This window comes from Bacillus sp. AFS031507, assembly GCF_002584635.1.
Lineage (GTDB): Bacteria > Bacillota > Bacilli > Bacillales > Cytobacillaceae > Neobacillus.
In genome coordinates, this window is sequence record NZ_NUOW01000013.1 from 1 (window position 1) to 26403 (window position 26403).

Sequence of the window (26403 nt, forward strand, 5' to 3'; positions counted from 1 at the left end):
TTACCTATCTGTATGAAGTACATAATTTTAATGACTGCAATTAAGCAGTAATTTTATCAACCCCAAGCTCCAACAACATTGACACAGACGGAGTATCCTTCAAAGGGATCTCTCGGGATCCTCTTTTATATCATGATCCGAAAAAGATCACAATTGCATTCCAATCGAAAAAATCCCTCGTGAGCCTTGGTCAGCTTGAGGGATCTTTTCTATTATATACTTAAGAAGAATAATGGATCATTTATCTCCTTTTGTTAGGTTTAACTCTTAGCCTGTAGTTTCTCTTACTAATCGGTGAAGTTCATCCTTTGGGTAACTAGCAATAACATTTTTCACAAACTCATGGTCTAACTCAACACCGTTTGATGTGAGTCCTCTTTGGTTCCCACGAATAACCACTTCTCGAATGCTACTGGTGTATGAATATTCTTTAATTATCCACCGTTCGAGACTATTTGCCTCGTAGGATTCAACAAGATAAATAAAGTTTTGCAACCGTCTAATTTCTTCTTTTGCACTTGGAACCGTTAATATTTTCACGTCAAAGATCCCTCCTTTTAACTACAAATTCGCTAGGAAGGATCACACCTTTCGTCAATTTTGTGAATTTCTTAAAATAAAAAAGGCACCCATGTGAGTGCCAATTTAATTATTAAATCAATTACTTTTTTAACTTAATAAGCATTTTCATTTGTTTAAATTCCTTAACATCTTTAACTTCCATTAATTTAAGGTCATTTCTAAATTCCTTCGTCTTCATATTAATTGGTGAAAGTACAAATTGGTCATTATAAACTGCAAGTGAAACGAATGTTTTATTTTTGTCTTTAACAAGGATATATGTATTAGATTCGGAAGCAAATCCATATCCAAGAAAAAAAGATGTCCCACATAATACGATAAAAACCAGCACTATTGAACCAAAAAAGCTCTTTCTTCTATATAAAAGAATAGAACTAAATATTAATATAGATGAAATAAAACCTGTAGAAACACCAAGTAAAACATAGTAAGTTAGGACTTTGATTTTAATTAAATACAATATTGTTGCTATAAATAACAAAACTAAAACTATATATAATACTAATAGGAACCGTAATAATCGAAATTTACCCTTTGTTTTCTTTTTATTTTTTCGACTTTGTCCACTAACTTGGTTTATTTCTGGGTTTGACTTTCGCTGTTTTGCTTTTTTTATCTTATTTAATAGAAGGACTATAACAATTGAACTACCAAAAAACGTTATTAATAACGGGGAAAAATGTAACATTGAATTAATAATGTTTTTAATACTAATCTCTATTAAAAATAGAGGAATTTTATAATAGTAAAATTGCCCGGCATAATACAAAAAGGAAATTACATATAATATTCCGGTTAAAATAGCAATTATAAAAGCAGTATCCAATGTTAATAATTTATTACTATCTGAACTCATTTCTTTTGACACTTCCTTATCAAATATACTGAAATATTTATTCAAAAAGACATAATTCGATAAAGAATGCGGATTTCCTTTTTTTATCAATTAAATAGTTTAAAAATATCGTGATTAAGATTAGTAGAAAATAATGATGTTACTTGCCTCCAAATAGTTTTGAAAAGAACGATCTCTTTTGAGGAAGTGATAATGGTCTCTCTTTGATTACTCCTGTTTTATAAAGTTCAACGCACTTTGCTTGTCCTCTTGTATATCCTCTTTCGTATTCCTCAATACAACCTTCATGTGTTCCCTCAGGAATATATTTAGCTAGGTTCCAATAACCATCATGTTGTCCAGCCTCATATAAGCCATTGAAACTAAGCTCCACTAACCAAGGTTCATATTGCTTTAAAGCATGCACCTTTCGTGTAAAGTCTTTATATTCAATTATAGGGTTGCAGGTATAACACTTATGTCCACCGTGTGTATAGTTTCTTCCGAACATTGATTGTGGAGCATGCCCACACTTGAAATCAATTTTAATAGAATTGGCGGATTGATATTTTCCCACAAAAGTATGGTTATCCTTTTCTAGTCTATGTGCGATGTCATCTAACACCCTTTTACTAGTTATTTTTACATCACCATCTTTTTTGATTAACGTTGAACACAATTCAATTCCTTTATAAGTTGTCATATCTTGCCTCCTCTCCTTAAGCCATAAATTTGGTCAAATACGACATTAAGATTTCTTTAGTTCCTCTGTCTCGGTTATATTTTCTGATGAAATACAAACATCTTCATGTAAGAAAACCATTAAGTTTTTATCCGGATCCCAATAACCTGTGTTTTTGAATAAAACATACTCAATTGCCTTTAGGACAAAATCTAAAGGTTTAAAACAATTGATATCCTCGAAGTTCACATGTAGGGATAGTTTCAATGGTTTAGCAGATTCTTTCCACTTTCCAACTAATTCAGGCATATTAATAAGTTTGCTAATATCCCATATAAACTCAGGGCATTCCCTAATATGCCTTACATTTGAATTATTTTCAGCATCTTCCTTTATCAAGAAACCATTTATACATTTATCTGTGTTAAAACGATGGAAAAGCATCTCATCCTTGAACTCTTTCCCCTTAAATTTAATTATTGGTGGTGAGCCTTCCTCATAGTGAATTTGAATCCCTAAATCAGCAAAAAAAGAAGAAAATATTTCATTTTTAATTATTGATTTTAAATTCAAAATTCCATTTTTCCGAAAACTACTATCATCTATTCCGGAAGTCAGATGGAACATAAGTAATTTATCAGGTAAAATTTCATCTTCACGTAAATTAAAATAATTTAGTACATCTTCAATATAAAGATTATCATAATGCCAACATTTATCTTTATTAGTTATTCGATACTTATTTCTCTTAATGAACAAATTTATAGTCTTTTCGTTAGTTTTAAGCAAATCAGATAGAGAATTTATTGTTGTTTCAACTGTTGAACAATCTAGTATACACAATTTAATTTCACCCTCATTGTAATTAATAGTCTTAATATTACTTCCGCTCACCCGTTTCTTGAAATAAAGAAAAAATACGCTTTACCCTTATTGAAGTAAAGCACTCCGTTAGTTAAAGAAGCAATATCAATATTAGGCATTATTTTTAAATAAGGATTTGGTTGTTAATATGATGTTCCATATGTTTAAGATAATCTTTTACGAGCCACTCTAATGTTTTTTGTTGATTATTTCCTATAGCACAAAGATTTGATAATCTCTCTTTTGGAATATTCGATATAATATTTATGATTTGCTTATTTAATGCTAAAAAAAGGTTTAATATCTCATCAAGTGGTCTTTCTTGATAATTCTGAAGTATTACCCATTGGTTTTGATTATATGATTGGATAACAAATGGTTGTTCTTCGTACTGAATCTTTATAAACCTATTAATATTATTTATTGCAGAGTCGCATAGATGTCCTAAAATCTCTTTTTTGGACCATTTATTTGGTAATGGGCGATTTGATATTTCTGTTTCTGACATTGAGTTATATACCTTCGGTAATGTTTGTATCCAGTGGTTTAATGCATTAATTATATCCTCCACACGCCTTCACCCCTTCAATATGTATCTAAAACAATATTCGTCTAAAGACATTAATATCCCTTCTTAAACTAAACTGCTTCGTTAGTTGAACAAGAAAATCAATTGTATCATTATTAAACCTTAAAAAATTGAGCGGGTCTTAAAAAGGCAAATTATCGTCCATAATCCTTTTCACTTCTTTATCTTCTAATTCCATTACTAACTCGGTAATATCTTGATCCCCATTCACTACAACTTTTTCTAACTCAGCATGTTGTGACATATTCTTTTTAATTTGTTTCCACCACTCAAGAGCAATGACTTCAGGCTTTTTGCCTCTCAGTGGAAAGGATCCTTGTTGTAAGGCTTTACTATTAGCATAATAATGGATCTCTATCTTTATCACGTTCATTTCTTTATATCTCCTAATGAAAGATCACATTTATAAATTGTACTTTTTCTTTATTTTATCCAACTTATTATTCAATTCACGGTTCTGTCGTTCAGAGAGGTTGACCTTTTTCTTTGGTTTCGTTGTGACGAAATGTACAAATATAACAAATACTATGAAACAAAAAACAGATGATGTCATGGTAAATCCTCCTGTGAAAAAACGATTAGTCGAATAAGTAAATTGTACCATGTTTTGGTAAAAAGCAAGCGATCAAAAAAAAGAGACCGCCGTAGCGATCCCAACTTACACATTTTTCAATGGACTAAACAAATTATGTTGTCTCTTGAGATCTAAGTTACTCATTTGAACGTACCTTTTGGTCATGGACATATCAGAGTGCCCCAATATGGTTTGCAAGCTAAACGGATCCCCACCGTTCATAATGTACAACACTGCACCAGTATGACGAAGAATGTGAGGTCGAATAGCCTTCTTGATCCCCGATTGTCCGGCTACTTCGTGGAGCCTTGTCCTCCAAGTGTTGCTCAACATCTCCCGCCCATCGTAAGTAAGGAATAAGAACCCTTCCTCGGTCTCTTCCGTTTCTTCCATGTATTCTTTCAATAGTTTGATCGTCTTGGATGAGATCAGCACCTCACGAGCCTTCCTTGTCTTTGTGTTCATCGCCTCTAGTTTTATGATGCCTTTCTTGAGATCCACATTGGAGCGTTTCATCGCAAGCAACTCGGAAATACGAACCATTGAATCAAGAAGAACCATAACCATGACTTTATCCCGAAATCCTACCCATGTTGAGAGATCGAAGTTATTCAGCAGTGTTTTGATCTCCACCGGAGATAATGTCTCGATCGGCTCTTGTACCGGTTTGCTCTTTGGTTTGAAATCCTCATGGATTGGATCCACAATATACTCCTCTTTATGGCACCAACGCAGAAATGCACGCATTGTCCGAATACGAATGTTGACCGTGTTATCAGCGAGTTTCATTACATCACGCATATGTTTTACCCATTTGAGAAATAATCCTAATGTCACATCATCAGCCGGCAGATCCTTTCCCAAGTAATCCATCAGCCAACGGAAATGAAGTTCATACTCTTCGATTGTCCTCGGAGCCAAACCCTCAGTGTTTTTGAACCACATAAATTTTTCGAACATTTCTGTCAAAGTGTACTCTTCGATCACCTTTTTCGTTGTTGCACCACGACCATGTTTACGAGTTGTTTTACGTTTGAAATCCATACAAAAAACCTCCAAATATTGTAATTTGAAGGTACATCAACACACGCAGTTTCGACCTTGCGAACTCTCCAAACTAGTCGAAAAACAACAATAAACTGTGTGGGTTACTTAAGCGTAAACCCATAACTATCAAAGACCTATGCCCCGCAACTGAATCGCAGTTTTGAAGACTGTGGAGGACACCAGTACCCCATTCAGCCCCATGGATGTTAAAATATCAAAGATGTTTGGACTACAGTAACACAGTCTTTTGGGGAAAGAAACAAATTACTTCGCTTCCCTATCATTTGATATCATATTACTATGGAATATGGTGATAATCAATAGAATCAATGGATTTGTCATTTTTTCGACAAGCTTTTCATCAGAAAACTACAGAACAATAAACTGTTTCGCACATTCATCATGATTCGATTCTTGATTAAAATCTAAAGTATAATTTCCTTCAATTTTGTCCAATACTTGTCTTAATTCATAAAAACAGACTATAATAAAAAGAAAAATAGTTATCTTGTAGGTGAATAGATATGCTTCATGGTTGGTTTCTATGGTTTATCCTGTTCTGGGTATTTTTCCTAGTTGGGTCATTTGCCATCGGTGGATTTTTTATGTTCCGAAAGTTTTTGAAGAAGATGCCGAAAGAAGATGGCAAATCCGTTATGGATTGGGAAGAACATTATGTAAATGAATCGCGGCACTTGTGGGGGCCCGAGGAGAAAGAACTCCTAGAGGATTTAGTCAGCCCTGTTCCCGAATTATTCCGTGATGTTGCCAGACATAAGATTGCCGGAAAGATTGGCGAAATCGCCCTTCGAGAAAAGGCATCAAAAATTACTCAGGACCTCGTCATTCGTGGCTATATTCAAGCCACACCAAAAAGAGATCATAAATTTTTACGAAAAAAGCTTTTTGAAAATAGAATTGATGTCGCTCCTTTTGAGCACTTATTTTAACCATCTAGCTAATAGATGGTTTTTTTATTTTGTCATCAACGGACACCATTGGATACATTTTTCATAGTTCTTTCCTAAAATTTGTCGTCAATAGCCCTCATTGGCGACACTTTTCTCTGATTTTCACTGACTTTTGTCGCCAATAGCCCGGAACTATGCAAACATTTTCGACCAATATTTCAAACTCATTATTTAACAAATCCTAAAAAGAAAAACTGATCCAATAAAGGACCAGTCTCTCACAAAATTATAATTGCTTATCACCATGAAGTTGCCTAAACAGCTTTTTGTAGTCCATATACATCGCAATCCGCCAGGGGACAATCATACAATAGGCAAGGAAAAAGAACATCCCACTTAATTCTCCCAAATCAATGCTTGCACTTAGTACCGACTTCATAACAAGGCGAACAACTAATAGACCAATTAAAATAAAGAAAAATGCCTTGGATCGCTTTAGATAAATATCGTTATCGCGGATCTCAAACTTTGAGGTTTTAATTAGTAAGATAGAGAATAGCATCCCAACAATCGCTGCCTCGATCATTTCTGCTCCAGTTAGTCTAAATTGCGGTTCTATATACATTAAAGCCCCACTCGACATGAAAAATGGAGGTAGAATTATTTTACGAGCATTCGTGGGTTTCTTTGCAGCTTTCATACGGACAACCAAGGCAAGGCTGCCCATAAAAACCGCTCCAATTGAAGAAGCAACAACTAAGTTCATTAGATTCATTCCTTATCTAATTTATTTACTAACCCATTATATCTCAAATAAATTCATTTGAAAAAAATTAACTCATGATAAAATGTTCCCAATTCCAACACTCAGGTGATTGACACAAAAAGGGAAAAAACCTTCTTAGGAATTTCCCTTTCAAAGAATATTATATTTTTATATATTTATCATTTTCGAGTTTACCTTTAGAACCCTGTAAAGCCGCCAAACAAATTAGAAAAAATCATAATGATTTTTGTCATCCAGTCAAAGAACAAAACAACCCCCATTACAATCATTATGTAACCGCCAATTTTTACAATTTTGCCGCTGTTCTTCTTAATCCAAGTCATGCGGCCAAGGAAGAACGAAAGAATAAAGAATGGTATGGCAAAGCCTAGACAATAGGCAATCATATACATCATACCTGAACCTGGATTTGTGGCTGCAAGGGAAATAACGAACGATAGAATTGGACCTGTACAAGGCGTCCAACCCGCGGCAAATGCCATCCCAATTAAAACAGAACCAAAATAACCTGAAGGACGATTTTTAAATTCAATGCGGCGATCCTTCATCATAAACTTCGGATTTAAAATCCCAACGATCACTAAACCAAAGAAAACAATAAAAATTCCACCTAGTTGACGAATAAGATCTTTATACTGTAAGAAAAAGCTTCCTAGAAACGAAGTTCCAAATCCAATGGCGATAAAAATAATCGAAAAGCCTAAAAGGAAAAATAATGTGTGGAGTAGACTCCGCTTTTGAAGCATGGCATTTTCAGCTTTAAGTTCCCCAACAGACATTCCTGTGATGTACGAGAGAAATGCAGGATAAAGCGGTAAACAACAAGGAGAAATAAAGCTTAAAAATCCTGCTCCTAATGCTAAAAATATATTTACATCTGACATATTAACACTCCCACTATAGTCGATACGTTTATATTCTAACAAATGTTTGATATAAATGATAATGGTTAACTTGAATATTTTGTGTCGGCGCTTTTTTTTGTTCCACTGAAATGTCTCCTCCATAAAATATATGCATAATTTTGGTTGGATATTTATTTACAAATGTCTTTGAAAAAATTTACATCATAGGTTATACTAGTAAAATCAATGTCATTTTGATATATTAGTAGTCTATTTGCACCATAATTTAGGAGTTACTCCGGAAAGGACATCGGCCGTGACAAAAAATGATTTAGTGACATTAATTGAAAAAAAACGAGCTGAATTAATACAAGTCGCCATTACGAACGGCTTGACATCCTCCGTTGCAATTCGTTACAGCCAGGAACTTGATCATCTCTTAAATGAATATCATAGAGTATATATAAACAAGATGCCTTCATCAGCTAGTTAAAAGAAAGTTCTTGTATGTCGTCACCATTAGAAATAGTCAATAGAACTATATAATGAAAAAAGCCTGGCAAATCGCCAGGCTTTTTTCTATCAATTTACAACATCCTCAAGACGTTCAACAGCTCCGTTTTGCAAAAGGAACATTTTATGGTACAAGCCACCTTGGGCAAGCAGTTCTTGATGGGTTCCCCGTTCAACAATTTCCCCCTGATGCAATACTAAGATTAAATCAGCATCCTGAATGGTTGACAGGCGATGCGCAATCGCAATTGTCGTTCGCCCATTTCGCATTTTGGCGAGTGCGGTTTGAATGGCTTCTTCTGTTTCTGTATCAATGTTGGCGGTCGCTTCGTCGAGAACCAATATTTTGGGATTAGCGGCGATCGTTCGGGCAAAAGCGATCAGTTGCCTTTGACCGCTTGAAAATGTGGTCCCACGCTCGACAACCTTATGTTCAAAGCCACCCTCCAACTTTTCGATAAAGGTGTGGGCTTGAACAAACTTTGCTGCTTCTTCGACTTGTTCATCCGTCATCTCATCCGAATGAAGGCGGATATTATCCTTTACCGTCCCGTAGAACAAGAATGGATCCTGTAAGACTAAGCTCATTTTCTCCCTGAGTTCTGTCTTTGTGAAGTTCCGAATCGATTGACCATCAATCAAAATGTCCCCCCGTTCATATTCATAAAAACGCATTAACAAATTGATAATCGAGCTTTTTCCACTTCCAGTATGGCCAACCAGTGCGACTGTTTCACCAGGATTTGCCTTAAAGGAAATAGATTTTATCACATCCCGTTTTCCATCATAGGAAAAACTTAAATTCGTAAACTCAATCATTCCTTTTTCAATGGAATTGGTCCGCTCTTCTTTTTGTATTGGTGCTAATTCTTCCTCATCCAGCAGTTTAAAAACACGGGAGCCAGCGACAATCGCTTGTTGGTACAAGGATAGCCTCATCATCATCTGATTAACCGGTTCGAAAAAACGATCCAAATAATTTATGAAGGCATATAACACGCCGATTTCCACCACATGGTTAAAAGACGTTATTCCAAAATAACTTAATACAATGATTAAGCCCAAAATATAAATTAAATCAATCGCTGGTCTTAATAGAAGGCCATCTATTTTGATATTTTTCATTCCTGCCTGATAGTGTTGGTCATTAATAGCTCCGAATTCTGCCCGGAGTCTTTTTTCCTGCCGAAACACTTGGATAATACCCATTCCAGATAATGATTCACTGAGCTTGGCATTTAACTGGCTTAGCCGTTCGCGCATATCAAGGTAAAATCGTGAACTTAATTTTCTGTATAGGTTCATGACAAACATTAATAACGGAAGGATCACCACACAAAATAAGCCAAGTTTGATGTTTAGAATAAACATCGCAATAAAAATACCTAGTAATAAAAATCCACCTTGGATAAACGTTGCAATAACGGTAACAAACATGTCTTTAATGGCTTCGGTATCATTGGTCACCCTTGAAACGATACTTCCTGCTGGGGTCTTATCAAAATACTTTAGCCCGAGCGACTGTACTTTAGAAAAAACATCAATGCGCAGCTGCTGGATAATTTTCAAAGCCAGTTCCTGGAATTTAACCAATTGAAAAAACATGAGAATCGCTTTAATGATTTGGATTGACATGTACGTGGAACCTAGGATCAATAGTGGCTGAAACTCTAGCTTCCCAGGAGTTAAATAATCATCGATAAATATTTTTACGATAATCGGCAAAACAATATCGCCGATCGTTGTTAATAGTAAGAAGATAAATGCTGTGACAATCGTTTTTTTATGTGGTTTCGTATAAGAAAGCAAACGGAATAAAATATTTCTTTGTTCACGATCTGTAAGCTGAATTTTCTCATCCATCTTAATGCCCTCCATGCTCAACCAACTCTTCTAGCTGCTGGCGTAAATACATTTCCTTATACCATTCACCCGATTCCATCAATTCTTCATGTGTACCTCTTTCGACAATCTTTCCATCCTCAAGAACGAGAATGAGATTTGCATGTTGAATGGCACTTAATCTGTGTGAAGTAATGATGGTTGTTTTTCCTTCCCTATTCTGTTTCAATGCTGAAAGAATGGCTTCTTCTGTTTTTGCATCTACTGCAGATAAGGAATCATCGAGTACTAACACCTCTGGCTTCATCAAAATAGCCCGGGCAATCGAAATCCTTTGCTTCTGCCCGCCCGATAAGGATACCCCACGCTCCCCAACAACCGTTTGATAGCCTTCAGTAAATTGAAGGATATCAGTATGGATATTGGCAAGCTTAGCGGCATTCTCGACTTCCTCTATTGATGCCCCGGAGTTCGTAAAGGCGATATTTTCACCAACAGAGGCTGAAAACAGGAAATGATCTTGAGGTACATAACCAATGGCCTCGCGTAATTTTTCAAGCCTGTAATCCTGCAGAGATTTCCCTCCAAATCTAATCTCACCTTGATAACTATCAAACTCACGAATGAGCAGTTTTAAAAGAGTGGTTTTACCAGCACCGGTTTTACCAACAATGCCCACCGTCTCGCCGGTATATAACGAAAAATATATATCCTTTAAAACCGGTGTGGTTTCTCCAGGATAAGTAAAGCTAGAAAGTTTGTATTCAATATCACCTGCGGGCACCACGTTTATTGCCCCCTCCTTATCGGTTATATCTTCTTTTTCTTGAAGGAGCATGGAAACTCGGTCATAGGAAGCACTGCCTCGCTCAACAATGTTAAATAACCAGCCAAATGCAAGCATCGGCCAGATGAGTAAACCTAAATATGTAGTAAACGAGAGTAATTGCCCGATAGTTAGTTCCCCATTAAGCACGTATTTTGCACCAAACACAATCGATAAGAAAAAGGAAAAACCAACAATGATCGAAATCGTTGGATCGAAAAGAGAATCAATTTTTGCGACGGTGATATTTTTTTGGACGACATCTTCTGATTGCTTCCGAAAATCCTCGATATCTTCCTTTTCCTGGCCAAACGTCTTAATCACTTTAATCCCGGTAATACTTTCTTGAGTTTTATCATTTAATGACGAAAATGCTTCCTGTGCCTGATAAAAGGTTCGATGGAGCATTGTTCCAAACCAGCTCGTAAGGATTACCATAAAGGGCATCGGAATTAAACAGATTAATGTTAATTTCCAGCTAATCGTAAATGCCATGGCACAGATGACAAACCCACCAGTTGAAAGAGAATCAACAAAGGTTAACACGCCGGCGCCCGCTGTTTGTTGAATGGCTGACAGATCGTTTGTGGCATGTGCCATTAAATCCCCAATCCGACGTTTTTGGTAAAATGATGGCGACATATTTGTAAAATGATGATATAGCCGATTTCGAAGCAACTTACTTAACTTAACTGATGATCCAAAAATCATAATTCTCCAGTAGTACCTAAGGAAATACATTGCAAGGGCAACAATAACTAATACGGCCATCCACTGCATGAGAATTCCCGTTGTCATCGTCCCATTCTTAATTTGGTCAGCAATGATTCCTATGATCTTAGGCGGCACTAGTTGCAATATTGCTACAAGCATTAGGAGGAAAATCCCGGATATATACGCTTTTTTCTCCTGTTTAAAATACCAGCCTAATTCTAAAAATACTTTCATTAAACCGCCCCCAAATCACGAGTAATCGAGCTGCCAAAAATTGAATACGTTGATAATTAAAGTTATTCGGAAAAATAATCCAACGGACTGAGGTTTAATTTTACCAAATTTTTATAAAATAATAAAGATTTAGAATATTATTATCAGCACGAAAAAAGCACCCATCTATATGAGTGCTAGTCCGTTTTATTTTGATTGTTGTTTGTTCATGGCAGCCATCATTTGGTTGATCTTCTTTTGTGATGGTTTTTGTCCCATTTGCATCATCATCATTTTTAACATTTGTTCATTGATTGGCGGATTTTTCTTTAAGTAGCTCATCATATATTTACGAGCAATGAAAAATCCTAGTGCTACACCAGCTGCTAATGCTAGTATACCAACTAGAATGTAATAACCCATATTCAACTTCCTCCTTCATGTTGTCTACCATACAGTGTACTAAATAAAACACGATTAGACAATATCTGCAATTAGATAAATTTTCTTTCCTTTATGGGCTTTAACCAACCGTATCGCTGATGTTCAAGGTCTAGTGCCAAAAAGGAAGACTCACATTTTCTTAGAACTTCAAAAAAAGCCGTCTCTGCTTCATAGCTTCCTTGTGCCTCGATTGTAATTAAGTCTTGAAAAACCTCTAATTTTGCCGTACTTAGTTTTCCACTTAATTCAATTGAATATGCACCATGCTCAGCTTTAAATCCCTTGATTTTTCCAAGCTGCTTTTGGGTAAGTTGATGGATCTTTAGAACCTCAACCTTTTTTGTTATATAGGAAATTTGTTTTTGTGTAATAAATTTAAATTCGCCGTTTGCTTTTCGATGTTCCTGAAAAAGCTGAAAAAACAATCGTTCTCTTCCGAAGTAATGGGTCGCAAATTCATCTTCTATTAAATATAGCTGATATTTTCTCACCACTGTTCTCTCCTTCGTTGATTATCCTTTTTACTATTATAAAAAAAGATTAACGAAACATATGTCTTACGGTGGCAAAAACTTTCACTATTTTTGTCGATTAGCAGGAATCTAAACTATTCTTCTATAAATTCTGTAGATTTGTTGAATTTTCCTGCAAATATTAACCTTGTTCATAATATTGTTGAAATTTGTACTCTTTGAGCCATCAAAAAAGGAGAACGGATGATTTCCGCTCTCCCTAAATTCTCATTATTTTATTTTTGCAAAAGTGCTTTTATACGTGCAACTACGTTGTTTACAGTGAACCCGAATTCTTCCATAATCTTTTCTCCTGGTGCTGAAGCTCCGAAATGATCAATAGCAAGAACATCGCCTTCGTCACCAGTGTATTTATGCCAGCCAAATGATGCTCCCACTTCAATTCCAAGACGCTTTTTCACACTTTTTGGCAGAACAGAGTCTTTGTACTCTTGAGATTGCTGCTCGAATCGATCCCATGAAGGCATACTTACAACCGAAACATGAACACCTTCTCCAGCAAGGGCTTTTTGAGCTTCCACTGCAAGGCTTACTTCTGATCCAGTTGCTAATAACAACGCATCTGGAGTTTCTCTTTCTGAAGGAGACACTACATATGCCCCTTTAGAAACTCCCTCGTACGCATTGGTATCGGTTCCTTTTAATGTAGGTAAATCTTGACGAGTTAAAACAAGTGCAGTTGGTTTGTTGGTAGACTCCACTGCAAGTTTCCAAGCAGCTGCCGTTTCATTACCATCTGCAGGACGAATGATTGATAATCCTGACATGGCACGTAATGCTGCAAGCTGTTCAACTGGCTCATGTGTTGGTCCATCTTCCCCTACAGCAATACTGTCATGGGTAAAGACATAAGTGACAGGTAATCCCATTAAAGCTGCTAGACGAATGGCAGGACGCAAGTAGTCAGAGAAGACAAAGAATGTTCCGCCAAATACTTTTACGCCGCCATGAAGAGCAATACCATTCATTGCCGCACCCATCGCAAATTCACGCACACCAAACCAAATATTGCGGCCTTCATACGAACCAGGCATAAAGTCTTTTGTATCTTTAATCATTGTTTTATTCGAACCAGCAAGGTCTGCGGATCCACCGATAAAAATAGGTAGATTCTTAGCAATACCATTTAATACTTCCCCTGAAGAAGCACGGCTTGCCAGGCTTTTCCCTTCAGGGTATACAGGGATATCTTTATCCCATCCTTCAGGAAGTTCATTATTTAATGCTTGTTCAAGCTGAGTAGCTAATTCAGGGTACTCTTTTTTATATTGAGCGAACAAATCATTCCACTCTTTTTCCTTTTTCTCACCATTTTCAACGATAAGTTTCTGGAAGTTATCATAGACTTCTTGCGGCACATGGAAATCTTCTTCAAATGTCCATTTATAAGCCTCTTTTGTAAGTTTTAATTCATTCGCTCCAAGTGGTGAACCATGAACACCTGAAGTTCCCGCACGGTTTGGTGAACCGTATCCAATTACTGTTCTTACTTCAATCATCGTTGGTCTGTCTAAATCATTTTTAGCTTCTTCAAGAGCTTTTGCAATTTCTTCTAAATTATTGCCGTCTTCGACACGGACATATTGCCATCCGTATGATAGGAAGCGATCTTTGACACTTTCTGAGAACGACTTATCTAAGTCCCCATCAAGTGAGATATCGTTTGAATCATAAAGGACTACCAATCGCCCTAATTTCAAGTGTCCTGCTAGCGAGGCTGCCTCAGCAGATACACCCTCCATCAAATCTCCATCTCCACAGATACTGTATGTAAAATGGTTCACAAGTTCATATTTATCTTTATTATAAACACTTGCAACATGGCGTTCTGCCATTGCCATTCCTACTGCCATTGCAATCCCCTGTCCAAGTGGACCAGTAGTTGCTTCTACACCTTCAGTGTGGCCATACTCTGGGTGTCCAGGCGTTTTAGAGCCCCATTGGCGGAATTGCTTTAAGTCATCCATTGTTAAGTTGAAACCAGACAAGTGAAGCATGCTGTATAACAAAGCTGAACCATGACCTGCTGACAAGACAAAACGATCACGGTTAAACCACTGTGGATTCTTTGGATTTTGGTTCAAGAAACGCGTCCATAAAGTATAGGTCATTGGCGCTGCACCCATCGGCATTCCTGGATGTCCTGAGTTTGCTTTTTCGATCGCATCAATGGAAAGCGTTCGAATGGAGGTAACAGATAAATCATCAATAGTATTAAACATGAATTACATCCTTTCTAATCACAAGGTTACTAAATACATTTTCAATTTTATATCGCTACCGTTTTTTATTCAACAAATAGCATAATAATAAGAAACAAAAGTCACTATTTTTTTATTTTTACACAAATATAGTCAGTATATGTAAAATAGGAATACAAAAAATGTATTCCTGAACTTTTAGTGAAGTGTATTTTTTTTCCTAGCCTTGATTTTTTCCGGTGTAACGTCATTTCCTTCCGGATCAATAAACTTGGTGTTGGTAAGGGTATCAAGCATATTCGAACGAAAAGTAGCCAAATATTCACTTCTTAATTTAGTTTGCTCTTTCGCTTCTGTTTCAGTCAATCCCGTTGCTTTTGCTTTTCGTGCCAGCTCATTAATTCTAGCCATCTTTTCTTTTGAAAGCATTTAAACACCTTCCTTTCAAACTATTTACATGACACCTGATTTTACTAAAAAAAAAACCTAATGACAAGGCAAAAGGTCTACTCTTCTTGTGATTCAATGTATTCCTGGAATCTTCTATGAACCGTGGCTTTAGAAATGTTATAGCCAAAACCTCTAAGTGTAGCAGCTATTTCTGAAAAAATTAATCCATTTTTTCTTAATCGGACAATTTCTCCAATTGGAACCTCAATTTTCTCGCGTCCAGAGGATTCTCCGAGATTTTTTAAGTTTTTTTCTGGTTTATATCCATTCTTGACTGCTCGCTTCATTCCACGTTTGATTTTTGCATTATGTAGTTTTCGTTGGTACTCTTCAACCATACTTACGATGTTCAAAACCATGGAATCCGATTCTGAAAGCTGTAATTCTCCACTATGGGAGATACTATAAAGTTTAATATTTTCTTTTAATATGCAATGCAAGAGTGCAATTTTGGCGTTACCTCTACCGAGTCGTGTTTCATCCTGAATTAAGATGGCTTGTACCTGCTTATCTCTAATTCGTTCTAATAATTGAAAAATCCCCTCACGATTGAAATCATAACCACTAGCCTTTTCTTTAATTACCCTATCAATCTCAAAGTGATAGGTGTTAGCTAGTTGCGTTAATTCCTCTTCCTGGCGCTTTAACGAAGATTCTTGTGTTTCCTTATTTGTGCTGACACGGCAGTATATAATTGCTTTCATAAAAATTCCTTTCTATTCACTAACGGCGCTAGCAAATTCATTCGTAGATGAGACTTCTTTACTCACCGGAATGATAATTTCGTCACCAGGAAAAATTTGATCATCATCTAATTCATTATGCTTTTTTATCCAAGCAACAAATTCCTTGTTTGATAATGAATGTTGACCCGAGAATTGATCAGAGATTTCCCATAGTGAATCTCCTTCTGAGATTGTAACCTTTAAATAATCATCTTGCGCGTTCGAATGATGTTGGAATGATAATATGATTGAAAGTGAACAACTTAAAATAATAAGAGTAATAGCATAGGAGTATTTGTTCCATAATTTTTTCATAAATAACACCTCTATAAGAATGTATGTTCGATTTGATATTTTCATTATAAATCGAACGTTTGTTTGTTGTCAACCATATTTTCGAACTTATGTTTGTATAAAAAATGCGAACATGTTATAATAAAGTCAACATTAACCAGGCGAGGTGGATTTTATCATGGCTAAAATATCAAAGAGGCAGCAAGATATCTTAGACTTCATTAAAAGTGAGGTTAAGAGTAAAGGATATCCCCCTTCAGTAAGGGAAATTGGAGAAGCGGTTGGACTCGCATCCAGCTCTACTGTTCACGGACATCTAGCAAGATTGGAAAGTAAAGGACTTATTAGACGAGATCCTACAAAACCAAGAGCAATTGAAATATTAGAAGCAGATGTTTCTGCACATATACCAAGAAATACAGTTGTCAATGTTCCAGTGGTTGGGAAAGTAACGGCAGGACTCCCAATTACAGCGATTGAAAATGTGGAAGAGTATTTTCCACTTCCAGAAAGTCTTGCACCTGCAGATGAACAAGTGTTCATGTTAGAAATCATGGGTGAGAGTATGATAGAAGCTGGGATCCTAGACGGGGATTATGTAATTGTGAAACAGCAGCCAAACGCTAATAACGGGGATATTGTTGTAGCAATGACCGAGGAAGATGAAGCCACCTGTAAAAGATTTTTCAAGGAAAAAGATTACATACGCCTGCAGCCGGAAAATTCTACAATGGACCCTATTATATTAAGGAATGTTTCGATTTTAGGTAAAGTTATTGGGGTTTACCGACATATTCATTAAGTTTAAGAGAGTTGGCATATACGTGCCGACTCTTTTTTTGTTGTGCAAATTAACCTCAAGCTGAAGGAATTACAGAAGCCGGGGTAGAGTGGGTCTACGTGACCTTTCTAGATGAATTCCTACGAGTTGGGGCACGTAGAGGCGGCCTACGTGACCGTTCCAGATGAATTCCAACGAGTTGGGGCACCTAGAGACGGACTACGTCACCTTTCCGGAAGAATTCCTACGAGTTGGGGCACCTAGAGACGGACTACGTCACCTTTCCGGAAAAATTCCTACGAGTTGGGGCACGTAGAGGCGGTCTACGTGACCGTTCCAGAAGAATTCCTACGAGTTGGGGCACGTAGAGGCGGCCTACGTGACCGTTACACAACAATTTCACAGAGTTGGGGCACGTAGAGGCGGCCTACGTGACCGTTCCAAAGAAATAACAATGAGGTCGTTTCCTGTTGTCTCTATGACAGAAGAGCTGCATTATTCAAACTAAAAAGGAGCAGCCATACGCCACTCCTTTATCTTCCTAATTCACTATTCTTGCTTGTATTTCAGATAGTTTCACCTTAAAAAGCACTTTATATACTTTCGTGTCCCCTTCATTAAAACTGGAATGTGTAACATACGTTCCTTTCAAGGTCTTGCGCTGTTCATCAAATAGAAAACATTCCTGACCTTTTGTTCCTGATTCTATCAAACTTAAAATAAGATCAGGCTTCTTATACGTCTTTTCTCGTAGTATTTCTTGGGTTAGAGCATTACAAATTTGCAGTTTATACAATTTAGAGCACCTCCCAAATGTTTACAACTTAAGCATATATTATTTAGGATTAAGTAAACCGTAAAAATTGTGAATTTTTAAAGAACATCAAGCACCTCTTCCTTTCTATTCTATTCCTATTAATTTTATTTAGAATGATCGAAGATGCCTAATTGGAAAAAGAGTCATTGTATGTATTGACGTCCGAAGTCGTTGAGAAAGAGTAATTTGGGTCAACAATCGGGCCTATTGACGACCGAACCTATTGAGAAAGAGCCAATCGGGTCGTCATTCATGCTTATTGGCTACCGTAATTGTTGTAATGGAACAAGCCTGGTAGCCAATGGGATAGCATTTTTCACTGAGAGAATTTTAGAAAAGAAGCGCGACATAGAAAAACCCTGACGCTAGGCGCCAGGGCTTTGATGAGATTAATACATGCTCATATATTGATCGCGTTCCCATTGGTGAACGACTGTGCGGAACATATCCCACTCGATTTCTTTTGCTTCAACAAAGTGTTCCATAATGTGCTCTCCAAGACCTGACACAATTACTTCGTCAGATTTTAGTTGATCTAATGCTTGAGCTAATGTTGCAGGAAGATCGACGATACCTTCTTCGATTCTCTCTTCTTTACTCATTACATAGATGTTTCTGTCAACTGGTGCCGGCGGAGTTAACTTGTTTTTAATTCCGTCTAAGCCAGCCTTAAGAAGAACAGCCATTGCAAGGTATGGATTAGCAGATGGGTCTACACTTCTTACTTCCACACGTGTGCTTAATCCACGAGAAGCAGGAATACGAATTAATGGTGAACGGTTTCTAGCTGACCAAGCCACATAGCATGGTGCTTCATAGCCAGGAACAAGACGCTTATATGAGTTTACAGTTGGGTTTGTTACCGCTGTAAAGGCTGGAGCATGTTTTAGAATTCCAGCGATAAATTGACGAGCATTATCACTCATTTCTAGATCACCAGATGGTTCGTAGAATGAATTAACTCCATCCTTAAACAATGAAAGATTCATGTGCATTCCAGATCCATTGACACCATACAATGGTTTTGGCATGAATGTCGCGTGCAAACCATGCTTACGTGCAATTGTTTTTACAACTAGCTTGAATGTTTGAATTTGGTCACAAGCTGTTAGTGCATCTGCATATTTAAAGTCGATTTCATGCTGACCTGGTGCAACTTCATGGTGGGAAGCTTCGATTTCAAAGCCCATTTCTTCTAATTCAAGCACGATATCACGGCGGCAGTTTTCGCCAAGATCGATAGGGGCTAAATCAAAATATCCGCCTTTGTCGTTTAGGTCTAATGATGGTTCGCCTTGTTCGTCTAATTTAAATAAGAAGAATTCTGGCTCAGGCCCTAAGTTAAAGCTAGTGAATCCAAGGTCTTCCATTTCTTTTAATACTCTTCTTAAGTTATTACGAGGGTCACCTTCAAATGGTTTTCCTTCTGGAGTATAAATATCACAAATTAAGCGGGCAACTTTCCCTTTTTCTGCTGTCCAAGGGAATACAACCCATGTGTTAAGGTCAGGATATAGTAACATATCAGATTCTTCAATACGTACAAAACCTTCAATTGAAGAACCGTCAAACATCATTTTGTTATCAAGTGCTTTTTCTAATTGGCTAATTGGAATCTCCACGTTTTTGATAGTTCCAAGGATGTCTGTGAATTGCAAACGAATAAATTTCACGTTTTCTTCGACCGCTAATCTTTTAATATCTTCTCTTGAATACTTTGCCATTTTCTTACCCCCTATTTTTTAAAAAGAAACTTTCACATTAATGAAAGAATCTTGACATATCTCCTTGACGTAAAGAGGATCGATTGTTTCGACCTAAATGCATCATTTCGTTGCGTAGCAACTTTCTAAGCTGTTCATCCGTTAATTCGCGCTTAGTTTTTTCTGTTTGTTGCTCAAGAATGTTTGATTGTTGCTCTTTTACTAGGAACAATTGTTTAATGCCTGCCATATTGACACCTTGATCAATTAAATCCTTAATTTCTAGAAGCCTATCAATATCATTTAAACAATATAGCCGTCTATTCCCCTCGGTTCTTGCTGGAGAAATCAATTGGTGTTCTTCGTAGTAACGAATTTGCCTGGCTGTAAGTTCCGTTAGTTGCATGACTGTTCCGATTGGAAACAGTGGCATGGAACGGCGAATTTCCTTTCCACTCATCTAATTCCTCCTCCCCTCGGGTTATTTATAATACTATTATATTTCGTGTTAGAAAAGTTGTCAATGATATGTTAGGTTTTCTTACATTAAAATTTTTAAAATAATTGGACACTTAGCTGTTCTCCTAAAACAATTCGATTAATCCTTTATCCGTTAATTGGTCTATGGCCAGACAAACAGCCATCTTTACATGTGCATAGGTTAATCCACCTTGTACATAGGCAACATATGGTGGTCTAATCGGTCCATCTGCGGTGAGTTCAATGCTCGCCCCCTGAATAAAAGTACCTGCTGCCATAATCACATCGTCCTCATACCCTGGCATATAGCTGGCATGGGGTGTGACATAAGAATTAATCGGTGATGCAAATTGAATGGCCTGACAAAAAGCAATCATTTTATCTCGGTCATCAAACTGGACAGACTGAATTAAGTCAGTCCTTTTAGCATTCCATTTCGGAGAAGAATTCATGCCTAATTTCTCCAACATCGCTGCTGTGAAAACGGCCCCTTTTAATGCCTGGCCAACCACATGGGGAGCAAGAAAAAAACCTTGATACATTTCTTGCAGACTATAGAGGGACGCTCCTGCTTCGGCTCCTATCCCTGGTGAAGTCATTCGATATGAACATGCCTCCACCCACTGTTTTTTACCAACAATATAGCCGCCAGTCTTCACAATCCCTCCGCCTGGATTTTTGATAAGTGACCCTGCGATTAGGTCCGCACCAACATGACAAGGCTCGATCTCCTCAACAAATTCCCCATAGCAATTATCTACAAATACGATCACATCTTGTTTAATTTCTTTGACAAACGTGATCATTTCTCCAATTTCTGCAACCGTAAATGATGGTCTTGTCGCATAGCCCTTGGAACGCTGAATGCCAATCATTTTTGTATTCGGTTTTATTTTCTTTGAGACAGCCTCCCAATCAATTCCACCTTGATTCGTCAGAGCTACACTATCATAGGAAATTCCAAATTCCTTTAATGAGCCAACCCCGTTCCCACGAAGTCCAACAATTTCTTCAAGCGTATCATAGGGTTTGCCCGTTATATATAGAAGTTCATCCCCAGGTCGAAGAACGCCAAATAAGGCAATGGAAATGGCATGTGTGCCCGAGATTATTTGCGGACGAACAAGTCCTGCTTCTCCCCCAAATACATCTGCATAGACCATTTCAAGTGTATCTCTGCCATGATCGTCATAGCCATAGCCGGTCGACGGATTAAAATGTGAATCACTCACTCTTTTGTTTTGAAAGCTTTTTAATACCCGAAATTGATTTGTTTCGATTCTATTGTCTATTTCTTTATGTACTTTAGTGATTTGTTGTTCAACTTCCTCAACCATCGGCTGAAGCTTTTCCCCATTTTTTAACTGTTGAAACATGTTGTGACTCCTATCTATATTGTGAATTTCTTTAATTGTCCTGTAATTTGATGATCCTGAAGTGTATATCCTTTGCATCGATAGAATTGATCTTCTTCATCAAATACAAGCTCTCTTAATATTGTCTCATTTTTTAATAAAGAAAGCAGCTTTCCTTCAGTGGACGGAATCTGAACTTCGTAAGAATCCATCATTTCCATAACTACCTTCTCCATTTGCTGCTTCAATGCTTGACGGTCCTCTGCATCAAATGCGCTAATAAACGCGGTCGGTGTATCAGCGGTTGGGACAAAATCTGAATGCTGTATATCTTTTTTATTATATACTGTTATTTGCGGGATATCTTTAACTTCCAAGTCTTCAAGCAACTTTTTAACTGTTTTTTCGTGATGGAAATAATCTGGGTTGGACATATCGACCACATGAAGAAGCAAATCAGCTTCCTTGACTTCCTCAAGCGTCGATCGAAATGCAGCAATAAGTGTTGTCGGTAAATCTTGTATAAACCCAACCGTATCGGTAATCAAGGCTAGGAAACCACTTGGTAAAATCAATTTTCGTGTCATTGGATCTAGTGTTGCAAACAATTGATTTTCCTCGTACGACTCTGCTTCGGATAAACGATTGAAAAGACTGGATTTACCGGCATTGGTATAACCGACAATCGCGACCTGAAAGGTTTTATTTTTCTTTCTTCTTTCTCTGTATCGATCCCTGTGCTGAACGATGACGGAAAGTTGGGTTTTAATTTCATCGATTCTGCGACGGATATGCCGGCGGTCAGATTCTAACTTTGTTTCACCAGGTCCTCTTGTTCCTATCCCAGCACCCAAACGTGATAATGCAGTTCCCTGACCAGCAAGACGAGGAAGCATGTATTGCAATTGGGCAAGTTCAACCTGTAATTTACCTTCTTTGGAGCGAGCTCTTTGTGCAAAAATGTCTAAGATGAGCTGGGTTCTGTCGATTATACGAGCATTTAGGTCCGTAGAGAGATTTCTTTTTTGACTTGGTGAAAGCTCGTCATTAAAAATGACTATATCTGCCTCCAATTCATCCACCAGGACATTAAGTTCCTCCACTTTCCCTTTACCTATATAGGTAGCTGGGTGGCGCCGGTCCCTTTTTTGAACGACTGACATCAATACTTCACCCTGAGCGGTTTCTGTTAGTGCACCTAACTCTTCCATTGAATAATGAAAGCGCAAATCAGTATCCCCATTGGTCTGACAGCCAACGAGGATCGCCTTCTCTTTCGTGTCTTTTTGTTCCATAAGGCATCGTTCCTTCCGTAATCTTCTATCTCCCATCATAACAAAAAAAGGTTGTATACTCTAATTTGCCCAACATTAGAAAAAACTTATTGTAATTTCCCCATATCCTGATATAATCTTACTGTTTTCTAATAACATTTTTATTACTATTTTCATAGAGTTAAATAAAATAAAGATTTCAAGGAGAATTCGGATAGATGACATGGGAAGTTTTAAGTATGATTGGAACAATCGCCTTCGCCGTTAGTGGGGCCATTGTTGCGATGGAAGAGGAATATGATATTTTTGGCGTATACATTTTAGGTATTGTCACCGCTTTTGGCGGTGGGGCGATTCGAAACCTATTAATCGGTGTACCTGTATCAGCACTTTGGGAACAAGGTTTATTTTTTCAAATTGCCTTATTATCCATAACTGCTGTGTTTTTATTTCCAAGTAACCTTTTAAAACACTGGCAAAAATGGGGGAACCTATTTGATGCGATTGGCCTTTCAGCCTTTGCCATCCAAGGTGCTCTTTACGCCGTTAAAATGAATCACCCGCTTAGTGCTGTTATTGTTGCAGCTGTGCTAACCGGAATCGGTGGCGGGATTATTCGTGATTTATTGGCAGGAAGAAAACCAATCGTCTTACGATCGGAAATCTATGCAATATGGGCAATATTGACTGGCCTTTTTATCGGACTTAAGATCGTGACGGATTCTTGGGAATTGTATTCTCTCTTTTTCATTGTGACGGTTTTACGCGTCCTTTCCTATACCTTTGATTGGAAGCTCCCGATACGTAAATTTGAGGCCAATTAATAACTAATCCAAATAGAAACGGCAGATTGCTTAGAATCTGCCGTTTTTTTGTCTCTAATCTTCTTCAAACACAAGATCATTACTTCTAATTGTCATTAATTCATGCCTGTCATAACTATTTAACATGAGCAGCCTCATGGCCTGGGCGCGGATCGATTTTTCAATGATATTTCGTACATACCTTCCATTTGAAAAACTATTTGGACTTAATACCGCTTTAACCCATATTAAATGTTCTTTTAACTTTTTTTCCGCCTCATGGCTAAACGTGTATTCTCTTTCGATTAACATCCTTGCCGAAATTTCCATTAGTTGATTTATATTGTAGTCAGGAAAATCAATAACTAATGGAAAGCGTGAATGGAGCCCAGGATTAAGTGTCAAGAAATACTCCATTTCACGAGAATATCCAGCAAGGATAAGAATAAACTCATGCTGCTTATCTTCCATATGCTTAACTAGTGTATCGATTGCTTCTTTGCCGAAATCCTTCTCACCGCCGCGCCCCAATGAGTATGCCTCATCGATGAACAAAATTCCCCCTTGGGCCTTCTTGATTAAATCCCTTGTCTTCTGTGCTGTATGACCAATATACTCCCCCACGAGGTCCGCACGTTCCGCCTCAATTAAGTGTCCTTTAGTTAAAACGCTCATTTTTTGAAATAACTTACCTATTAATCTAGCGACTGTCGTTTTACCTGTTCCAGGATTTCCTTTAAACATCATATGGAGGGCTTGTTTTCTTGCTTTCAAACCCATTTCCTCACGTTTTTTATTCACGTAAATCCATGCATAAATTTCCTTTATCATCTTTTTCATTTCTTCCATGCCAACAAGAGCCCCTAACTCCTCTTCAATTTCCTTTAGAGCCGAATGCTCAGGTGGAATGTCCTTTGGAACCACCTGAAAGTCAGGTAACTCTTTTGTCATCGTTTTCCCTATTTGCGAATTGAGAACTACTCTTATTTGGCCGTTACTTTTCATTCTGATGGGTTGGTCCAAAGCTTTCACCTCTCATTTTTACCAACAGTTTATATGATGCGTTTTTATGGCCACTCAGAATTTACATTCTGAACTGATTATTTGTACAAAGGAATGCATAATCCTTCATTTTATATGTATTCAAACTCCCTGAATTTCATTAAAAAAGTTTTTTAAAATAAATAGCAATGTTAAATTTCCATGTTGATTTCAGCTTCAGGCGCTTCGATTTCATCTCCAATCAACATGGTGCCAATATCAACAATGAGCTTTAACAGAGCAATATAAATAAAAAAAGCCCAATGTTTGGGCTTCTAAAAATGACTTATTGGTTATCCAGTTCAAGCTGCACGTTTCTTTGCGGTGCAAAAGTTGAAATTGCATGCTTATATACTAATTGTTGCTTTCCTTCTGATTCAAAAAGAACTGTAAAATTATCAAAGCCCTTAATTTGGCCTCTTAATTGAAAACCGTTAAGTAAAAAGACGGTAACATGTATGTTATCTTTGCGGCACTGGTTTAAAAATTGGTCCTGAATATTGATTGTTGTTTTCATTTATATTTCCTCCTCTTTTATCTCTACTAATATGTATTCGATTTTACTTTAAGCTTTCCTTCAACACAACGTGAAATTTCCGTTATTTTTTTTGAGGTGTCCTCCACATTGGTCATATCAAACCATGATACCTCCATTTTGTTCCGAAACCAAGTTAATTGCCGTTTTGCGTATCTTCTTGAATTTTGTTTTAAATTCTCAATAGCCGCTTCTAAAGGTACAATACCTTCTAAATAGGCATACATTTCTTTGTAGCCAATTGCTTGGATCGATTGACAATCGCGCAAACCCCTTTGATACAAACCTTTTACTTCCTCGATAAGCCCTTCCTGCATCATTAAATCCACTCGATAATTAATGCGCTCATAAAGTTTCTCGCGTTCCATCGATAAACCAACCATTGCTGTATTGTACAAAAGATCTGGTTGTTGAGTGCTTTGGAATTCTTGCATCGTCTTACCTGTAAGATGGAAGATTTCAAGTGCGCGAATGACTCTTCTTACATTATTTGGATGGATTTGTGAAGCACTACCTGGATCCACCTCCAACAATTCTTTATATAGTGCCTCATTCCCTATTTTCTGGGCTCTTTCCTCTAGCTTAAGACGATAAGTCTCATCGCCTGATACATCAGAAAATTGATAATCATATATGACGGACTGTATGTACAACCCTGTTCCACCGACAATTATGGGCAGCTTTCCCTTTTTAGCAATATCACCTATTTTAGCCCGAACAAGGAGTTGAAATTCAGCAACGGAAAAATTTTCAAAAGGCTCTTTAATATCAATCAGATAGTGAGGAATACCTTCCATTTCATCCTTTTTGATTTTTGCCGTCCCAATATCCATGCCACGATAGATTTGCATAGAATCTCCGCTGATAATTTCACCATTATAGCGTTTAGCCATGTCGATACTTAACTTTGTTTTTCCGACGGCGGTTGGTCCAATGATCACTAATAATTTTTGTTTTGAATCCAATATTTTCACACTGCCTTATCCCATTTTCAGTGAAAGCAGGTTTATGATTCCACTTCCACCCCTTTATCGTATCATAATTTTTAAAAGCAGTAGAACATCAAACTATTATATACATAAAAGTTCATTTCTATGCCGTTAATTGGACATGAATTTATTTTATCCATTTTTCTTCCCAAAT

General features: G+C 37.2%; 29 protein-coding genes. 4 read left to right on the plus strand and 25 right to left on the minus strand.

The genetic code is table 11. The features are described from left to right. Positions 1 to 267: 267 nt before the first annotated feature. The 7 genes from COE25_RS12665 to COE25_RS12695 form a co-directional block, all read right to left on the minus strand. Positions 268 to 540 carry a hypothetical protein gene (locus COE25_RS12665; protein WP_098932895.1) on the minus strand — a complete coding sequence of 91 codons (273 nt, stop codon included), beginning with the start codon at positions 538 to 540 and terminating at the stop codon, positions 268 to 270. A 121-nt stretch (positions 541 to 661) separates the two neighbouring features. After that, the gene (locus COE25_RS12670; RefSeq protein ID WP_098932896.1) at positions 662 to 1438 is read right to left on the minus strand and encodes a hypothetical protein; all 777 of its coding nucleotides are present in this window, start codon (positions 1436 to 1438) and stop codon (positions 662 to 664) included. A gap of 139 nt (positions 1439 to 1577) precedes the next feature. Beyond that, entirely contained in the window at positions 1578 to 2120 is a 543-nt protein-coding gene (locus COE25_RS12675; protein ID WP_098932897.1) for a hypothetical protein, read from the minus strand. A gap of 45 nt (positions 2121 to 2165) precedes the next feature. Beyond that, positions 2166 to 2942, minus strand: coding sequence for a hypothetical protein (locus COE25_RS12680; protein WP_098932898.1), 777 nt, complete (start codon positions 2940 to 2942; stop codon positions 2166 to 2168). Positions 2943 to 3087: 145 nt separating this feature from the next. Further along, complete coding sequence (locus tag COE25_RS12685) at positions 3088 to 3534, minus strand: DinB family protein (RefSeq protein ID WP_098932899.1); 447 nt, start codon at positions 3532 to 3534, stop codon at positions 3088 to 3090. Positions 3535 to 3673: 139 nt separating this feature from the next. Next, positions 3674 to 3925: a hypothetical protein gene (locus COE25_RS12690; RefSeq protein WP_098932900.1), complete on the minus strand. Its 252-nt coding sequence runs from the start codon at positions 3923 to 3925 to the stop codon at positions 3674 to 3676. A 285-nt stretch (positions 3926 to 4210) separates the two neighbouring features. Next, entirely contained in the window at positions 4211 to 5170 is a 960-nt protein-coding gene (locus COE25_RS12695) for a tyrosine-type recombinase/integrase (RefSeq protein ID WP_098932901.1), read from the minus strand. Positions 5171 to 5697: 527 nt separating this feature from the next. Between COE25_RS12695 and COE25_RS12700 the strand changes: the two genes are divergently transcribed. Continuing rightward, positions 5698 to 6123, plus strand: coding sequence for a DUF2621 domain-containing protein (locus COE25_RS12700; protein ID WP_098932902.1), 426 nt, complete (start codon positions 5698 to 5700; stop codon positions 6121 to 6123). A 247-nt stretch (positions 6124 to 6370) separates the two neighbouring features. Here COE25_RS12700 and COE25_RS12705 read toward each other — a convergent pair whose 3' ends face one another. Both COE25_RS12705 and COE25_RS12710 read right to left on the minus strand, forming a co-directional pair. Then, positions 6371 to 6850 carry a CcdC family protein gene (locus COE25_RS12705; RefSeq protein ID WP_098932903.1) on the minus strand — a complete coding sequence of 160 codons (480 nt, stop codon included), beginning with the start codon at positions 6848 to 6850 and terminating at the stop codon, positions 6371 to 6373. A 197-nt stretch (positions 6851 to 7047) separates the two neighbouring features. Beyond that, positions 7048 to 7755 (minus strand): cytochrome c biogenesis CcdA family protein, encoded by a 708-nt coding sequence (locus COE25_RS12710; RefSeq protein WP_098932904.1) that lies wholly within the window; start codon positions 7753 to 7755, stop codon positions 7048 to 7050. A gap of 295 nt (positions 7756 to 8050) precedes the next feature. On the opposite strand from COE25_RS12710, the gene COE25_RS12715 reads away from it, so the two are divergent. Continuing rightward, positions 8051 to 8209: an aspartyl-phosphate phosphatase Spo0E family protein gene (locus COE25_RS12715; protein ID WP_373605353.1), complete on the plus strand. Its 159-nt coding sequence runs from the start codon at positions 8051 to 8053 to the stop codon at positions 8207 to 8209. Between the two features lie 89 nt (positions 8210 to 8298). Here COE25_RS12715 and COE25_RS12720 read toward each other — a convergent pair whose 3' ends face one another. The 8 genes from COE25_RS12720 to yneA all read right to left on the minus strand — a co-directional run bounded on the left by COE25_RS12720 (position 8299) and on the right by yneA (position 16492). Next, positions 8299 to 10092 (minus strand): ABC transporter ATP-binding protein, encoded by a 1794-nt coding sequence (locus tag COE25_RS12720; RefSeq protein ID WP_098932906.1) that lies wholly within the window; start codon positions 10090 to 10092, stop codon positions 8299 to 8301. A gap of 1 nt (position 10093) precedes the next feature. Continuing rightward, positions 10094 to 11845, minus strand: coding sequence for an ABC transporter transmembrane domain-containing protein (locus COE25_RS12725; protein WP_098932907.1), 1752 nt, complete (start codon positions 11843 to 11845; stop codon positions 10094 to 10096). A gap of 186 nt (positions 11846 to 12031) precedes the next feature. Then, the gene (locus tag COE25_RS12730; protein WP_088086539.1) at positions 12032 to 12247 is read right to left on the minus strand and encodes a YneF family protein; all 216 of its coding nucleotides are present in this window, start codon (positions 12245 to 12247) and stop codon (positions 12032 to 12034) included. 71 nt (positions 12248 to 12318) lie between these two features. Further along, the gene (gene sirA, locus COE25_RS12735; RefSeq protein WP_088086538.1) at positions 12319 to 12759 is read right to left on the minus strand and encodes a sporulation inhibitor of replication protein SirA; all 441 of its coding nucleotides are present in this window, start codon (positions 12757 to 12759) and stop codon (positions 12319 to 12321) included. Between the two features lie 257 nt (positions 12760 to 13016). Next, positions 13017 to 15023 carry a transketolase gene (tkt, locus tag COE25_RS12740; protein WP_098932908.1) on the minus strand — a complete coding sequence of 669 codons (2007 nt, stop codon included), beginning with the start codon at positions 15021 to 15023 and terminating at the stop codon, positions 13017 to 13019. A gap of 177 nt (positions 15024 to 15200) precedes the next feature. Beyond that, complete coding sequence (locus tag COE25_RS12745) at positions 15201 to 15431, minus strand: DUF896 domain-containing protein (RefSeq protein ID WP_088086536.1); 231 nt, start codon at positions 15429 to 15431, stop codon at positions 15201 to 15203. Positions 15432 to 15508: 77 nt separating this feature from the next. Beyond that, positions 15509 to 16156 (minus strand): YneB family resolvase-like protein, encoded by a 648-nt coding sequence (locus COE25_RS12750; protein WP_098932909.1) that lies wholly within the window; start codon positions 16154 to 16156, stop codon positions 15509 to 15511. Positions 16157 to 16168: 12 nt separating this feature from the next. Continuing rightward, the gene (yneA, locus tag COE25_RS12755) at positions 16169 to 16492 is read right to left on the minus strand and encodes a cell division suppressor protein YneA (RefSeq protein ID WP_098932910.1); all 324 of its coding nucleotides are present in this window, start codon (positions 16490 to 16492) and stop codon (positions 16169 to 16171) included. A 157-nt stretch (positions 16493 to 16649) separates the two neighbouring features. Between yneA and lexA the strand changes: the two genes are divergently transcribed. Continuing rightward, positions 16650 to 17273 carry a transcriptional repressor LexA gene (gene lexA / locus COE25_RS12760; RefSeq protein WP_088086533.1) on the plus strand — a complete coding sequence of 208 codons (624 nt, stop codon included), beginning with the start codon at positions 16650 to 16652 and terminating at the stop codon, positions 17271 to 17273. A 520-nt stretch (positions 17274 to 17793) separates the two neighbouring features. On the opposite strand, the gene COE25_RS12765 is transcribed toward lexA, so the two are convergent. The 5 genes from COE25_RS12765 to hflX all read right to left on the minus strand — a co-directional run bounded on the left by COE25_RS12765 (position 17794) and on the right by hflX (position 22902). After that, on the minus strand, positions 17794 to 18048 hold the full coding sequence (locus COE25_RS12765) for a hypothetical protein (RefSeq protein ID WP_088086532.1): 255 nt from the start codon (positions 18046 to 18048) through the stop codon (positions 17794 to 17796). Between the two features lie 410 nt (positions 18049 to 18458). Next, on the minus strand, positions 18459 to 19793 hold the full coding sequence (gene glnA / locus COE25_RS12770) for a type I glutamate--ammonia ligase (RefSeq protein WP_088086531.1): 1335 nt from the start codon (positions 19791 to 19793) through the stop codon (positions 18459 to 18461). A 37-nt stretch (positions 19794 to 19830) separates the two neighbouring features. Beyond that, the gene (locus COE25_RS12775) at positions 19831 to 20232 is read right to left on the minus strand and encodes a MerR family transcriptional regulator (protein ID WP_088086530.1); all 402 of its coding nucleotides are present in this window, start codon (positions 20230 to 20232) and stop codon (positions 19831 to 19833) included. Positions 20233 to 20356: 124 nt separating this feature from the next. Further along, complete coding sequence (locus tag COE25_RS12780; protein ID WP_098932911.1) at positions 20357 to 21628, minus strand: methionine gamma-lyase family protein; 1272 nt, start codon at positions 21626 to 21628, stop codon at positions 20357 to 20359. 14 nt (positions 21629 to 21642) lie between these two features. Continuing rightward, a complete protein-coding gene (gene hflX / locus COE25_RS12785; RefSeq protein ID WP_088086528.1) occupies positions 21643 to 22902 on the minus strand; it encodes a GTPase HflX in 1260 nt (419 codons plus the stop codon). A 197-nt stretch (positions 22903 to 23099) separates the two neighbouring features. On the opposite strand from hflX, the gene COE25_RS12790 reads away from it, so the two are divergent. After that, complete coding sequence (locus COE25_RS12790) at positions 23100 to 23705, plus strand: trimeric intracellular cation channel family protein (protein WP_098932912.1); 606 nt, start codon at positions 23100 to 23102, stop codon at positions 23703 to 23705. Between the two features lie 54 nt (positions 23706 to 23759). On the opposite strand, the gene spoVK is transcribed toward COE25_RS12790, so the two are convergent. The 3 genes from spoVK to miaA all read right to left on the minus strand — a co-directional run bounded on the left by spoVK (position 23760) and on the right by miaA (position 26225). Beyond that, positions 23760 to 24707, minus strand: a complete 948-nt coding sequence (gene spoVK, locus COE25_RS12795) for a stage V sporulation protein K (protein WP_088086526.1) — start codon at positions 24705 to 24707, stop codon at positions 23760 to 23762. Positions 24708 to 25011: 304 nt separating this feature from the next. Beyond that, a complete protein-coding gene (gene hfq, locus COE25_RS12800; protein WP_088086525.1) occupies positions 25012 to 25242 on the minus strand; it encodes an RNA chaperone Hfq in 231 nt (76 codons plus the stop codon). Positions 25243 to 25268: 26 nt separating this feature from the next. Continuing rightward, positions 25269 to 26225, minus strand: a complete 957-nt coding sequence (miaA, locus tag COE25_RS12805; protein ID WP_098933168.1) for a tRNA (adenosine(37)-N6)-dimethylallyltransferase MiaA — start codon at positions 26223 to 26225, stop codon at positions 25269 to 25271. Between the last annotated feature and the right edge of the window lie 178 nt (positions 26226 to 26403).

Excerpts from the sequence above, each read along its gene's own strand:
- COE25_RS12670 (WP_098932896.1), bottom strand. The coding sequence starts at position 1,438 with ATGAGTTCAGATAGTAATAAATTATTAACATTGGATACTGCTTTTATA.
- COE25_RS12675 (WP_098932897.1), bottom strand. The coding sequence starts at position 2,120 with ATGACAACTTATAAAGGAATTGAATTGTGTTCAACGTTAATCAAAAAA.
- COE25_RS12690 (WP_098932900.1), bottom strand. The coding sequence starts at position 3,925 with ATGAACGTGATAAAGATAGAGATCCATTATTATGCTAATAGTAAAGCC.
- COE25_RS12695 (WP_098932901.1), bottom strand. The coding sequence starts at position 5,170 with ATGGATTTCAAACGTAAAACAACTCGTAAACATGGTCGTGGTGCAACA.
- COE25_RS12700 (WP_098932902.1), top strand. The coding sequence starts at position 5,698 with ATGCTTCATGGTTGGTTTCTATGGTTTATCCTGTTCTGGGTATTTTTC.
- COE25_RS12705 (WP_098932903.1), bottom strand. The coding sequence starts at position 6,850 with ATGAACTTAGTTGTTGCTTCTTCAATTGGAGCGGTTTTTATGGGCAGC.
- COE25_RS12710 (WP_098932904.1), bottom strand. The coding sequence starts at position 7,755 with ATGTCAGATGTAAATATATTTTTAGCATTAGGAGCAGGATTTTTAAGC.
- COE25_RS12720 (WP_098932906.1), bottom strand. The coding sequence starts at position 10,092 with ATGGATGAGAAAATTCAGCTTACAGATCGTGAACAAAGAAATATTTTA.
- COE25_RS12725 (WP_098932907.1), bottom strand. The coding sequence starts at position 11,845 with ATGAAAGTATTTTTAGAATTAGGCTGGTATTTTAAACAGGAGAAAAAA.
- COE25_RS12730 (WP_088086539.1), bottom strand. The coding sequence starts at position 12,247 with ATGGGTTATTACATTCTAGTTGGTATACTAGCATTAGCAGCTGGTGTA.
- tkt (WP_098932908.1), bottom strand. The coding sequence starts at position 15,023 with ATGTTTAATACTATTGATGATTTATCTGTTACCTCCATTCGAACGCTT.
- COE25_RS12745 (WP_088086536.1), bottom strand. The coding sequence starts at position 15,431 with ATGCTTTCAAAAGAAAAGATGGCTAGAATTAATGAGCTGGCACGAAAA.
- COE25_RS12750 (WP_098932909.1), bottom strand. The coding sequence starts at position 16,156 with ATGAAAGCAATTATATACTGCCGTGTCAGCACAAATAAGGAAACACAA.
- yneA (WP_098932910.1), bottom strand. The coding sequence starts at position 16,492 with ATGAAAAAATTATGGAACAAATACTCCTATGCTATTACTCTTATTATT.
- lexA (WP_088086533.1), top strand. The coding sequence starts at position 16,650 with ATGGCTAAAATATCAAAGAGGCAGCAAGATATCTTAGACTTCATTAAA.
- glnA (WP_088086531.1), bottom strand. The coding sequence starts at position 19,793 with ATGGCAAAGTATTCAAGAGAAGATATTAAAAGATTAGCGGTCGAAGAA.
- COE25_RS12775 (WP_088086530.1), bottom strand. The coding sequence starts at position 20,232 with ATGAGTGGAAAGGAAATTCGCCGTTCCATGCCACTGTTTCCAATCGGA.
- COE25_RS12780 (WP_098932911.1), bottom strand. The coding sequence starts at position 21,628 with ATGTTTCAACAGTTAAAAAATGGGGAAAAGCTTCAGCCGATGGTTGAG.
- hflX (WP_088086528.1), bottom strand. The coding sequence starts at position 22,902 with ATGGAACAAAAAGACACGAAAGAGAAGGCGATCCTCGTTGGCTGTCAG.
- COE25_RS12790 (WP_098932912.1), top strand. The coding sequence starts at position 23,100 with ATGACATGGGAAGTTTTAAGTATGATTGGAACAATCGCCTTCGCCGTT.
- hfq (WP_088086525.1), bottom strand. The coding sequence starts at position 25,242 with ATGAAAACAACAATCAATATTCAGGACCAATTTTTAAACCAGTGCCGC.